General features: G+C 35.2%; 12 protein-coding genes. 5 read left to right on the top strand and 7 right to left on the bottom strand.

What is annotated here, in order from left to right; all coding sequences use genetic code 11:
• Window positions 1-50: 50 nt before the first annotated feature.
• Window positions 51-875: a pyruvate, water dikinase regulatory protein gene (locus AC1VNJ_RS05420; RefSeq protein ID WP_482640429.1), complete on the bottom strand. Its 825-nt coding sequence runs from the start codon at window positions 873-875 to the stop codon at window positions 51-53.
• Window positions 876-1,380: 505 nt separating this feature from the next.
• A complete protein-coding gene (locus AC1VNJ_RS05425; RefSeq protein ID WP_028412906.1) occupies window positions 1,381-2,262 on the bottom strand; it encodes an HAD family hydrolase in 882 nt (293 codons plus the stop codon).
• A gap of 313 nt (window positions 2,263-2,575) precedes the next feature.
• On the opposite strand from AC1VNJ_RS05425, the gene AC1VNJ_RS05430 reads away from it, so the two are divergent.
• The 3 genes from AC1VNJ_RS05430 (at window position 2,576) to AC1VNJ_RS05440 (ending at window position 7,475) form a co-directional block, all read left to right on the top strand.
• Complete coding sequence (locus AC1VNJ_RS05430; protein WP_028409018.1) at window positions 2,576-4,039, top strand: hypothetical protein; 1,464 nt, start codon at window positions 2,576-2,578, stop codon at window positions 4,037-4,039.
• Between the two features lie 969 nt (window positions 4,040-5,008).
• Window positions 5,009-6,031 (top strand): hypothetical protein, encoded by a 1,023-nt coding sequence (locus AC1VNJ_RS05435; protein WP_482640430.1) that lies wholly within the window; start codon window positions 5,009-5,011, stop codon window positions 6,029-6,031.
• An 847-nt stretch (window positions 6,032-6,878) separates the two neighbouring features.
• A complete protein-coding gene (locus AC1VNJ_RS05440; protein WP_028412904.1) occupies window positions 6,879-7,475 on the top strand; it encodes a mechanosensitive ion channel family protein in 597 nt (198 codons plus the stop codon).
• Window positions 7,476-7,477: 2 nt separating this feature from the next.
• On the opposite strand, the gene AC1VNJ_RS05445 is transcribed toward AC1VNJ_RS05440, so the two are convergent.
• The 3 genes from AC1VNJ_RS05445 to AC1VNJ_RS05455 all read right to left on the bottom strand — a co-directional run bounded on the left by AC1VNJ_RS05445 (window position 7,478) and on the right by AC1VNJ_RS05455 (window position 9,692).
• Window positions 7,478-8,056 carry an HAD-IA family hydrolase gene (locus tag AC1VNJ_RS05445; protein ID WP_033579376.1) on the bottom strand — a complete coding sequence of 193 codons (579 nt, stop codon included), beginning with the start codon at window positions 8,054-8,056 and terminating at the stop codon, window positions 7,478-7,480.
• Between the two features lie 127 nt (window positions 8,057-8,183).
• Window positions 8,184-9,200: a glycine-rich domain-containing protein gene (locus AC1VNJ_RS05450; protein WP_482640431.1), complete on the bottom strand. Its 1,017-nt coding sequence runs from the start codon at window positions 9,198-9,200 to the stop codon at window positions 8,184-8,186.
• A gap of 72 nt (window positions 9,201-9,272) precedes the next feature.
• Complete coding sequence (locus AC1VNJ_RS05455) at window positions 9,273-9,692, bottom strand: hypothetical protein (protein WP_028412901.1); 420 nt, start codon at window positions 9,690-9,692, stop codon at window positions 9,273-9,275.
• A 407-nt stretch (window positions 9,693-10,099) separates the two neighbouring features.
• Here AC1VNJ_RS05455 and AC1VNJ_RS05460 point away from each other — a divergent pair, with 407 nt between their 5' ends.
• Window positions 10,100-10,591: a hypothetical protein gene (locus tag AC1VNJ_RS05460; RefSeq protein ID WP_028409022.1), complete on the top strand. Its 492-nt coding sequence runs from the start codon at window positions 10,100-10,102 to the stop codon at window positions 10,589-10,591.
• Window positions 10,592-10,671: 80 nt separating this feature from the next.
• A complete protein-coding gene (locus tag AC1VNJ_RS05465) occupies window positions 10,672-10,806 on the top strand; it encodes a hypothetical protein (RefSeq protein ID WP_265589388.1) in 135 nt (44 codons plus the stop codon).
• A gap of 123 nt (window positions 10,807-10,929) precedes the next feature.
• Here the strand turns inward: AC1VNJ_RS05465 and AC1VNJ_RS05470 are convergent, their stop codons facing one another.
• Window positions 10,930-12,162 carry an aminopeptidase gene (locus tag AC1VNJ_RS05470; protein WP_033579379.1) on the bottom strand — a complete coding sequence of 411 codons (1,233 nt, stop codon included), beginning with the start codon at window positions 12,160-12,162 and terminating at the stop codon, window positions 10,930-10,932.
• 143 nt (window positions 12,163-12,305) lie between these two features.
• On the bottom strand, window positions 12,306-13,100 hold the full coding sequence (locus AC1VNJ_RS05475; protein WP_034268928.1) for an IclR family transcriptional regulator: 795 nt from the start codon (window positions 13,098-13,100) through the stop codon (window positions 12,306-12,308).
• Window positions 13,101-13,120: the final 20 nt, after the last annotated feature.

Here is a 13,120-nt window from a genome sequence, read left to right on the forward strand (position 1 = left end):
TATAAATTAAGTATGTCTGACAAGTTGTCTGTCTTACATAATGGGAGTTTTTATACATACCCTTTCATCTTGTCCTTTTTTAACATGCTCAATATCACTTCAGCGGTTTCTTCAACTGCTTTACCTGAGACATTAACAATAGGACAGCCAATGCGCTTCATAATTTTCTCAGCATAGTCCAGCTCTTCAAGGATTCGATCTACATTGGCATAATTGGCTTGAGACGCTAAACCTAAATTTTTTAATCGTTCTTTTCGGATTTCATTGAGCTTATCCGGTGTAATAACTAAACCAATACATTTATTTTTTGGAATAGTAAAAAGTTCATCAGGAGGCGTCACTTCTGGAACTAACGGTATATTCGCTACTTTAAGGCTTTTATGAGCTAAATACATAGAAAGTGGCGTCTTAGATGTTCTCGAAACACCAATCAACACTAGATCAGCTCGCTTGATGCCTCTGAAGTCTTGTCCATCATCATATTTAACAGCGAATTCAACTGCTTCTACTCTTCGAAAATAGTTATCGTCTAATTTTCTCGTTAATCTCGGTTGAAGATTAGGTTCTTTATTAAAGGTTTGGCTAAAGGCACTCATAAGAGGGGTCATTAAATCAATGGCTACAATTCCTTCTTCTTGTGCCGTTTGGTCAAGATACTGTTTTAAAGGTGGGATGACGATAGTATACGCAATGATGGCCTCGTTACACCTTGCTTCAGCAATGATATTATCAATATTTCCCTCATTTTCTACGTAAGAAGTATTTTGAATTTCAATATCTTCTCCACTAAATTGAGTTAAAACTGCTTTTACCATCAGCTCAGCCGTTTCACCTACTGAGTCGGAAACTATATAGACAATTTTTCTTTTATTCACATTAAATCTTCCTATTCTTTGATTTTAATAGTTTAATAACGCTAGTATTTTTTATTTAGCAGCTTACACGATACACAATTTAATAGTAATGAATAGATAAATATGCTGGTCACTGTGATTATAAACACTTTAACAAAACGATTAAATTAAGAATTTATGTCATACTAATTATAAAATAAACCTAAATATGTTATACTATTTTCATTAAATGTTATATTAGCATTAAATATACGGAGATACAATCCCTTTTCTGCGCATTTTATAAAAAGTTTGAAGAAAGAAAAAGTTTAGATTTTAAAATGTTTTATACTTTGGCATGGTGGCACTCATCAGGGCTGAGAGGTGTTTTGAAGGGATAGCTACGAGGATAGTTATATAATTATGTTGTTTATAACTAAAAATAATGAACGGTTTACTTTTCACCTTATGTATACTAAAAACACCGCCTAAAAGACGATGTTTTGAAGAGCTGGTTATAATGCATTGTCGTGAAATAGATTCATTTTTATAAAACGGGATTACTTCTAGTAGATTTTTGCAATAAAAATTTAGAAAGATAATGAGATACGCCGTTTTCGTCACAGTTAAATTCCGTTACGTCATCGACAATTTCTTTAATATGATCCGGCGCATTTTTCATCGCTACGGCATAGCTGGCAAACTGAAACATTGGTAAATCATTGTTGCTGTCGCCAATTGCTAGAATGTCTTGCTCGGGCAAATTAAAATGTTTTAGCATTTGCTGAATTCCCGTTGCTTTATTTACGTTTGCCACCATCACTTCGACATTGTGTTTAGATGAAGTAGAAGTTGTAAAGTCTGTTTCTTGCTTGAGTTTTTCAAGCTCTTCTTTCCATTTATCGATATGCTCGTGCGTTCTTGCAAAGAAATAGAACTTTGAAAATTCACTTCCTTCTACGGAATCTTTCCAGTCAATTTCTTCTTTAATTGCTTGTTTACGAGAAAGCCATTCGTTAATTTCCACACTGTCTGGCTTTGGCTCTTTAATTTCATTTTCAACATACGGCTGATCTTGTTTTAACGTCACGCGAGGTGTGCCATACGGGAAAAGCTCGTAGTATACCTTGTTCGCTCTTGCTTTTTCAATAATAGTTTCCACCAATTGAAGTGAAAGCGAATGCTGAAAGACTGATTCTTTTCCTACGTATCCTGCCATACCATTTGATGTGATAAATCCATCTACTTGAAAGCCTTCAGGAACTAACTCTTCTATTTCATCAAACGCTCTTCCCGTAGCAATAAAAACAAAAATTCCCTGTTTTCGTAATTCGTCAATGGTTTCTTTTGTTTGAATACTTACTTTGTTGGAGCGATTTAATATCGTACCGTCCATATCTAAAAAAATTGCTTTAGGTTTTAACAACATATTTATTCCCCCTATTTGTAAAAAGAGTGTACTTGGCAAGTATAAACTTTTCCATTTTCAAACTCAATGAATGTACTTTGCTTTTCTCTTTTATAAAGCTACTATAATACTCTCCTTACATCTAAAATTGTACAAGCGCTATAAAGAAAGAATTTTAGATTTGCAATAAGCCTTTATATACTAATAGCTGGTTAGGCTAATTTGATATAAAACAGCATTCACAAAAACGAATTTTCCTTTTAGCCTTTAGAGTATCGTTCAAAAAAGATATAATAAGAGTGTTACAGATTAAATACATACAGAGGAGGTCAACATGAACGAACCATCCAATTTTTCTCCTTACCTTATTAAACAAATCAGCGATGCGATCGATGACAATATCAAAGCAAAGTGCATAGACTTTTTATATGATTCTCATTCGTTTTTTTCGAATGAAAAAGATTTTATAGAAGACTACATTTTAAATATATTGCAAGATACGTTTGTTTTAGAGAATAAATTAATAAATCCTAAGGAAATACGAAACCCAGCCTACAAAAGAAGACAATCAAATAAGAAAAACTGGCTGCAAACATTAAAAAAAGATATTAAAGCAGAAAAGCCTAATCCTATTTTTGAAGACATTGAATTAGCCAAAAAAGTGATGGATAAAAAAGTGGATACCGAACACTTAAAAAAGCTGTTTGGCGTGGAAAAACCTGAAGATATTTTAAAGATAAAGTTAAAAGAAGTAGAGACATGGGCTAAAAGCAAAAAAACAAACATTACCGATTTTCCTTATTTAGATTCAAAAATGAATTATCAAATAGAGAAAGCATTTCACACGGACTTTACTTTTTTAATTGCGGAAATCATCTTAGAAAAATACAATGGAAATTTAAGCAACTGGATTGATAAACGATTAAATTCGTGGGTAGAGGCGCCTATCTTCTCAAACGAAAGTCATTCTCTTAAAACCAATATGGAAGTTAAAACAAACTCCCAAGAAGTCGTTTTATATAATGACTATAAAGTTGATGAAGAATATTTCATTCGCACCATTATCCCTGTGAATGATAATCAAACGGTTCTTTCCAAACGAAATATGGTTTTAGACCCAAAAGATTCCCAAATTATCCAGTTTGCTCTTTCACAGCGCGACGAGATGTTTTATAAAGAAAAAACGGTGACTCTTGATTTAGCGGATATCGTGAAAGAAATTTATAATTCAAAAGGTGTAAAAAACTATGAAGCCGTTGAAGCCCGCATTATGAAAATTGCCAGATATCACGTAGAAGGTGTAGCAAAGAAGAAAAATTCCAGAGATACAAAATTTGCGATCAACTTCTTTCAAAAGGCTGTTATTGAAACCGATGAAGTAACGGGCAGACGATATGCAACGATTGTATTTAGCGATGATACGCATCAAGGCTTTTTAAATCAGCAGTTTGTACAAATTTACAGTGATGTTATTAAAAAGTTTAAAGATAACTCGCTGTCTTCTTTACTGCTTTATGCATTTCAAAAAGAGCGTTTAGACTGTTATTTACAAGAAAAGTCTTACACTCATTTTTACCCGTATCAATATTTTGCTTCAAAAGTTCGTTTTCGTTCAAAGAAAATTGATGTAAACCTAAAATTAATTAATGAATCTCTAGCAGAATTTGTTAGCAATCAAGTACTGATCCAAAGTTATCAGCAAAAACTTCAAGGATTTGAAATCTCTTTTATTCCTCTTCAAAATTATGAAATTCAAGACTATTTTGGAGGAGAACATAGAGAAACATTGGAAGGGTAAATCATTCCCTTCCTTTTTTATTTGACATTTTGCCATTTTCGTCTTTTTGATGCAAAATCTCCCTCTATTTTCATTTCATAGTTTGGAAGTTTTGTCATTTTTAACGTACTACACAAAAGCTTTTGCCGTTTTTGACGTACTCCTCCGCTTCTTTTGCCGTTTTCTGCGTACTAATTACTGTCTTTTGCTGTTTTTGACGTACTACTTTGCTTCTTTTGCTGTTTTTGACGTACTAAATTCATTTTATTTACTCGTCATCACTTATTAATTGTTAATTATTCTCTTTTTTTCGTAAAACAATCCTACCTTTTGCCATTTTTGACGTACTCCTTCACTACTTTTGCCGTTTTCTGCGTACTAAACATTGCTTTTCCCTTTGTTATGTCCTTTTCAAACCCTATTTTTTATTTTTTTCGCAGCATATATAAAGCTTTTGCCATTTTTGACGTACCAAACGATAACTTTTGCTGTTTTTAGCGTACTACCAGGTCGTTTTTGACGTTTTTCACGTACTAAAAATAGCTTTTGCCATTTTTGACGTACTATTGAAATTCATTGTGTTATTTACAGCGATCAGAGAAGTGATTTTTTTCCCTTTTTTTAGGTGAATCGAGATCACTTTTGCTGTTTTTGGCGTACCACTCTTCACTTTTGCTATTTTCGGCGTACTATATTGAGCCTTTTGCCGTTTTTTACGTACTAAAACGCATAAAGTTTTTTTTGATTTTTACTGATCGTAACAAACACTGTTCTACCGGCGCTTGCTTGCTTTTGCCGTTTTTGTCGTACTAAAAAACCTATACGCTGAATCCCTTGCTATGACAGCATTCTTTGAGCCTTTTGCCGTTTTTCGCGTACTACTCGTTCGTTTGCGATTCTGTTTCTTATTGATATAATTTTCACAAGGTATTCTTTGTTATTTTACCCTAATAAATTATTGTTGATATGAAATAGATTGGAGGGATTCTCATGATAAAAAAAGAATTTGCGAAAATTGGAAAACAAATTATTCGCCAATTGTCTAGCACCGTAGAAAAATATAAAGATATTGAAGATCACATGGACCTAGACGCTCATGGGAACCCTACAATCAAAACAGTGGCAGAACATCACCGTTTATCTAAATCTCAAATTTCACAATTAATTTTTTATCACTTCCTTCACGTTGATGAAAGAGGTATTATTTGTGATGTTTCTGAAAAAGAGATTGCAGCCGCTTTGAATTGTACAGTTCGAACAGTTCGCAACAACAATGTAGTATTAGCAGAAACAGAATTAATTTCCTATTCTCGCAGCGGCAAAGGAATCAATATTTGTATTGTTCCCTACCCTCAATATTTTGAAGAACACGGCTTTGGGTTTATGGAATTAGAATATACTCGCTTTGAAGAACTTATTCTAATTGAAAACGTAAATGCCCTTCGCTTAGAGCTGCGCAAAGAATTGGTTTATGACAACGATACGATTAAGCGTCAGTTTAATCCTGGAGAAAACACTTCAAAAATTAGCTTTAATGACTATAAAATTTTTACGCCGAAATATACTCACTATAAGGGTATGATGCAAAAAATAGCTGAAACGCAGACGAGCGCATTTAAAACCGTTGTTCAAGGATCTACTATTTTCTTTGTTTTAAAAGACGGAGCTAAAAATGGCAAGTTGTCAAAACAAGAAAAGAAAGATCAATACGATGCGGCGATTCGACGTACTATTGAAGAGACTTTTGTAAAATTATCTGGACACAGCACAGATTCTACAGGAATTGTTATGTCTTCATTCCAAAACGAAGACATCGCTGATTTGGTTCAGCTTTCTTTTGAATATGGTATTGAACGAGTGAAGTCTGCCCTTTATTCTCTGATTGAACAGGCCTTCTTCAGCCATGATGCTCAAGTCGTTGAAAATTACGGTGGGAAAATCCGTACGCTCATTCGAAAAGAGCTTTCAAAAAATCTTCAAGATCAAGTCCCTGCCGAACTTACAGCTTCATAAGGGGCTTCTTTGGCATACCTTTTTTTATTTTCTATCCCTTCTCCTCTCTTTTTGATACAAATAGTACAAACAAACACCCATTTTTTCAGCTCTCAAATTTCATTATCTTATCTATATAAACGTAATGAGTTTAAATAAATGATATTTCTTGTGTATAACTATGGAATATTACTAAAAAAACACCTTCATACTTATCCACAAAAGAAAGAAAACATATTCAATGACTGTTATATCATCCTCTTTATTAATAAAAACATCCCTTTTATTTTTTTATTAACGATAATTTCCAGGTTATTTACTCTTTAATATAACTACTTTTATCCACAGTGGAAATAATTCATACTTTTAACAGCAATCTTCATACTATGAATTTTAAAATCCGTCTATTGCAGAAGAAAAAACGTAGTCAATAAGATAGTTTCCATATCTGTTGTTATAAAAAACATCCTTTAGCCAAAGGATGCTGTTCACAAAAAAGGGCTATTTTCCACACAGTTATTTATTGAAATACTATTTTCTTTCTAACCCTTGATATCATTGGGTTTTTAGAGGATTTTTCTTTCTTTAATATCTGTATATAATGTTTGCTAATAAGATCTATACTAATCTCTGCTATAAGATTTTATTTAATATTTGTATAAAGAAATGTTTTAAAAATATCTATACCTGAGAATTTTCACTTTTTCTAAATTAAGGAGTTTTCATTACATATACCAAATACAAATAAATTAAAATAAAATAAAACAATAGTTCAAACGCCTCTTAATAAATTCTAGTAGTATATTTTTTAAAATAAATTATACTATTCAGTAGAAAAAAATTTATAAAGCAAGAAAGGGACTTAGTCATGAAATACATACAGTGGGTACAGCAAACTTTATTTAATACCGGTAGATGGATTGACATTAGTGAAGTAATCATAAAGATTATCCTCATTTTTATCATTGCTCAAATTGTCATCCGGTTTGCTCGCAGTGTCATTAATAAAATCTTTGATTTCAGATTTAAAACTAAACTGCTGAGGTACAACGAACGAAAAGAAATAACGCTGAAAAAACTTTGTCTGAGCATTGTCATGTACGTTGTGTATTTTATTGCACTTATTACGTCTTTAGAGGCAATCGGAATTAATATGAAAGCACTTTTAGCTGGTATTAGCGTAGCAGGGTTTATTACAGGCTTAGGTGCACAGAATTTGATTAAAGATATTTTAAATGGGTTTTTTATTCTATTTGAAGATCAATTCTCAGTAGGAGATCACGTATCTATAAATGATACGAAAGGAACTGTTGAAGAAATTGGATTGCGCACGACAAAAATTCGCGGAGTCGACGGAGAGTTTTATTTTTTTGCTAATAGTAACATTACAAAAGTAGCGAACTACACGCTCGGTGAAATCCCCGAAATACATACACCTGAACAAATAAAAACTCGTGAAGAATAGCTTCACGAGTTTTTATTTACGACCGTTGTAAAGAATTGATCATATGATGTAAGGTGATAATCTGCTTCAATATCGTTATTTTGAAATGCACATGTTTTAATTCCCAGTTCACGGGCAGGTTTTAAGTCGAGTTCGCGATCCCCAATTACTAAATCGAGCTGATACTTATCGTGAAGATAGGCATAAGCTCCGCTATCAGGCTTTCGTTTGTAGCCATCATCCTTTGTAATAATCTCCGTGAAGTAGTGCTCCATATTAAAAAATGCCAGGATATCAAGCGTAGATTGTCTAGACTTGTGCGTAACAATTACATTTGTATCCGCAAAGCTCAGTACGTCTTCTACGTGAGAAAAAGCAGGCTTATCTTTAGGGTTGATTTTTTGTTCGAGCACATGGAAGTGTTTATCAAACAAAGACTTTTCAATATCAAAATGCTTGATTGCTACGTCAGAAGATATTTTCATTTGTTTTAAAATATCATCTTCTGAGATCGTTTGATCTGTTAGTAATTCTTTGAATGCTTTCACGATAGTCGGATAGGTATCAAAGATGGTTCCATCAAAGTCCCATAAAATATTCATTTTCGCTGTCTCTCCTTTTTAAAAACGTAACGATTATACCAAATTTTTCACTGCTTGTCAGTGAATCATTTTGTCGTCGTTGCATTTAAAGTAAAAAAACTCGTATAAAACGAGTTTTTTTACTTTATTAGCTGCTGCTGCACCCACTCCCGCAGCTAGAGCTTGAACAGCTTGAACTGCTGCAGTTTGAACTCGAACAGCTGCTGCCGCTGTCATGATGGTGATGACCTCCATCGTTGTGGTGATGGTGGCGGTTGTCTTCCCAGGGGCTTGAACAGCTATACCCACTGTAAGAGGCTGTCTCTCCCGCATACATCGTCTTTTTATATAGCAACAGTTCATTCATATGGCTTGAAAAGTTGGTGGCTTTGTAGAGAGAATAAAAAACAAAGCCTTGAAGAAGAAGTTCGTTTGATACATTTCCTTTTTTAGCCGCTTTTTTAAAATAAGTTGATCCGCCCGTTTTTTTTCTTTTTCGTGCAGCAGTGACTTCTTCTTTTAATGTTTGAATCAAATGCCTCTGTTGTGTGTCCCATTTGCCGTTTCTTAAGAAATAGCGATCTAGTAATTCATCTTCTGATAACCTTTGAAAATCTTGAAGCGTACTTTTATCAAGCGGATGCTGAAAAAACTTCCCCCAAAGCAGTCGGCTGTTACCCGTTATGTCAAACAAATGAGCATACATCCAATCGAAGAACGCTCGCTTATCCGGCTGTGGGGATGGAGCTGTTTCTACATTTGGCTGGTGATGCAAAAAGCGGTTGAAAAAGTGTTCTGTAAAACGCTCATAATCTACTGTAAACATAATCATTTCATGCCATACTTCATCCACTTTTGCACTAAACATCGGTACGTCTTTGATGACTGCATTTAATAAAAAGTAGCGCTTCATCTCAAAAAACGTCCATTCCACTTCATCGTCTTTTGTATTTTTTCCTTTCATGCGCTGTTTCACTTGCTGAACATAGGCTGCCGGTAAAGAATCTTCTAGTGAATGAACAATATCTTCAAACCCTTGATCTTTATGTATTCCGAGCTCATCTGGAAGCTCCTCTTTATACAAGCGAAATCTTCTCGACTTTACAATCCCTTTAATAATCAAAGCTAAAAGAATTACCGCTCCTACTATAATGGCTGCTATCATCTTCTTCCCCCTGTATCGTATCTATATATTCAATATTTTACCACATTCGTAAAACACAAAAAAAGAGCTCAATTAACTTGAGCTCTCGTCATCATCGGGTATCTCGTCTACCTTTTCTACTTTGACTAGACCTTTCGTGCTATATTCAAGATCAAAATATGCTTTAACGATATCCCCTTTTTTCAAATTGCTTGGAATCGGTTCATTTAAATTTTTATCGGAAAATTTAATGCCCGTTCCTTCTTTTGTTGTTCCGCTGTATGTACCATTTTCGATTTTTTCAATAGTAATATAATACACTCGATATTTGTGCGCTTCCTCGTCGCCTTTCGCTTTTTCTTTAACGGTTTCTTGTTCAGGAAGCTTACTCAGTGTTTCTTGGGCCTGTCCAGAAGTCGGCTCTGCTGATCGATTTATGAATTGCATCACAACTAACACTAAACATATAACTACTAAAACTAATAATAATATCTTTTTTGCTGATAAAGACAATGAACTGTGCCTCCTTACACCTTTATGTATATCATGCTGCACACAAGAGATTATACACGATAAAGGATTAGAAATTGGAATAAATTCTATAAAAATAGTAAAAATATGAGAAAGTACCTAGAATTTTTTACGCTTTTCTGCACTTTTTTGAGATAGAAAAGAAATTTGGTACCTTATCCTTAAATTGTAACTGATTCACTTCATTTTCGGAAAGAGTTTTGCCCATTTTGTCGTAAAAAAGTCATAATAAGAAGGAATATCACACCATATTGTCGAACGTATGTATATACTTATAATGAACTGCCGAACTGCTTTTCTCTATCCTCATTGTTGAGGCAATATGGCAACTGAAACAGCTTGCTGTTAAATTCAGATTACACATCTATACTCAGGAGGTGGAATGCAAAATGATGTTTGCACTTATTGTTGTGGTTGGTATCGTAGCACTTGGCGTAGCTAGCTTCTACGTCATTAAGCGACCTCAAGGCGCTGTTGATCCTGAGGATCGCAAACCGCTTGTTTCTGTAAACGGGCATGTTAAATTTGCAGAAGGAATTAATCAAATTTCCATATCTAAAATTGACATGTACGATCAGCGTCTTGTTATCAATCAAGTAGCTATTATTCCATTTAACCGTATTCAACGAGCAGAATTTTCAAAGGTTGTCAAAAATGAAAAAGGCCTTCACGGAGCTCCTGTTCAACGCTATTTCGGTGAGTTAACCATTCATTTCACAGACAAGAACGGGCAAGAAACCTACATTCGCTGTGAAACACCGAAAAAAAATCAATTTCACCTCATCTACCAGTACGATTTAATGAAAAGACAATTAAATAAGCGTCTTGGTCTTGAAGATCAGCAGCCTTACCTTACTCTTCAAGAACCATACGAACTATAAGAGAAAACCTCCCTTTTTCACATATTATTTCACTTCCCTGTACATACTAGAAGCGAAACTGAAAATGGGAGGTCATTCCAATGGATTTCGTCCGTTTTTTGCAATATTTTTGTTCAATCGCCGGCGCTCTATGCTTAGGGTTTACCTACTATCACATGTTCAAGCGTGACGCTGCGGTTAAAAAAGAAGAATCACAGCAAGGTGGAACTGATTAACGTTCACCTTGTTTTTTATTTCCAGGCACGTGTACTTCACATTTTGTGGTTGAAAGTTAGGTATCACAACAAAAGCTTCTGCGGATGTAGCGCAGAAGCTTTTATCATTGTTATTTATTTAATTCAAAACGCCCAGTTCCCTTTTCTAAACACAGGTTCGCTTGTACCGTCAGCTTTGATGCCGTCGATGTCCATTTCAGCTGAGCCAATCATGAAGTCAACGTGGGTGATGCTGTCGTTTGCTCCGTTTTGTGATAGCTCTTCTTTAGACATCGTTTTTCCACCTTCTAAACAGAAGGAATACGAGCTGCCGATCGCTAAGTGGTTCGATGCATTTTCGTCAAACAGCGTGTTGTAGAAGATGATGTTTGACTGAGAAATTGGCGATTGATGCGGTACTAAGGCTACTTCTCCTAAGTATTTGGCACCTTCATCTGTTTCAATTAGGTGCTTTAACGTTTCTTCGCCTTCTTCTGCTTTTACATCAACAATTTTTCCGTTTTCAAATGTTAGCGTGAAGTTTTCAATTAAGTTTCCTGCGTAGCTAAGCGGTTTTGTGCTCGTTACTTGACCGTTTACGCCGTCTTTTTTCGGAAGTGTGAATACTTCTTCTGTTGGCATATTGGCCATGAACGAGTTGCCGTCTTCATTAACACTGCCTGCTCCAACCCAAATATGTTTGTCAGGAAGTTCAATTGTTAAATCTGTTCCTGGCGCTTTATAGTGAAGCTTAGAAAATCTTTTTTCATTTAAAATGTCTACTTTTGTATGTAATGAAGCATTATGCTCTTCCCATGCGGCCACTGGATCTTCTTGGTCTACGCGCACAGATTTAAAAATAGCTTCCCATAGTTTTTCTTGCTGCTGTTCTTCTGGAACGTCAGGAAATACTTTAGCTGCCCAGTCTTTTGAAGGAACAGCTACGATGGACCAGCTGATTTTATCAGATTGGATCGCTTCACGGAATTTTTTCATTGCTTTTCCGCTTACTTTTTGGAACGCAGCAATACGTTTGCCGTCTACTCCTTTTAGTAAGTCAGGACCGCTTGAAATTACAGATAAAACAGCGCCTCCGTTTTTCACAAGCTCTTCTCTTGCCTGAGCTTTCCAAGCAGGAAATTCATTAAATACAGATTCATCCGCTTTTTCATATTTCAAACGAACTAAATGATCGTCATGCCAGTCTACATCAACAGACTTTGCTCCGGCTTCATACGCTTTTTTCGCAATTTCACGAACAAAATCAGCGGAAGAAATATCAGCATTAATGTTTAATACTTGCCCTTTTTGAATGTTTACACCGACTTTTACAGCTAGCTCGGCGTACTTTTCAATATTGCGCTCAAACTGTTCCATAATTTATCTCCTTTACGTATATATTCTAACAACTTTATTGTATCATGAATAAAACATCAATTAAAAATCCTAGCCTATAGTTTACATAATATAATTACGTTATTTTACAGATTATTATATAGAAAAAGTTTGTTCTCTAAGAATCAGAACAAACTTTTGTCTTTCACAGATTCCGTTTTGTAGCCGAGCCGCTCCGAAATGTTCTTGCCTATATCAACCATGCGTTCTTGAAGGTACGTTAATCGCTCATTGGTCATACGCATCGTAGCACCGGAAATGCTGACTGCAGCAACGACTTGACCAAGGTGATCAAAAATAGGGGCTGCGATGCAAGTAATTCCGTATTCATTTTCTTCTAAATCCAGCGCATATCCCTTTTGCTTCACTTCTGAAAGTTCCCGGAGAAAGCTTTCTTCATCTGTAATGGTGTGATCGGTATGAGCTGGTAAGCCTTTTCTTTCAAGAATGCTTGTTACCGTGTTAAGCGGTAAAAAAGCTAGGATAGCTTTACCGACAGACGTACAGTGCATAGGCGCTCTTTTCCCCACTTTTGAGTGCATGCGCAGCGTCTGATTTCCTTCTAGCTTTTCAATATACACTACTTCACCTTGATCGTAGACAACAAGATGAATAACTTCATTTGTCTCACTTTCAAGTTCTTGCAAAAACGGCTTTGCTTCCGTTCGTAGATCAATAGAATCTAAAAGCTTTGAACTTACTTCTAAAAACTTATACCCAAGCTTGTACCGCCCGCTTTCTTGATCTTGTTCAATATAGCCATACTGAGCAAGAGTAGTTAGAATACGGTATACGGAGCTTTTATTAATGTCCATTTGCTTTGCAATTTCTGTGACCCCTACCCCTTCTCTTTCCATGCTGACAATTGTGACAATGTCCAATGCCCGGCTTACAGACTTAACCATATTTTCTCGCTCCATTTTTCCTCTCTCCTCTATGT

Source organism: Priestia sp. 3CA3, assembly GCF_056836725.1.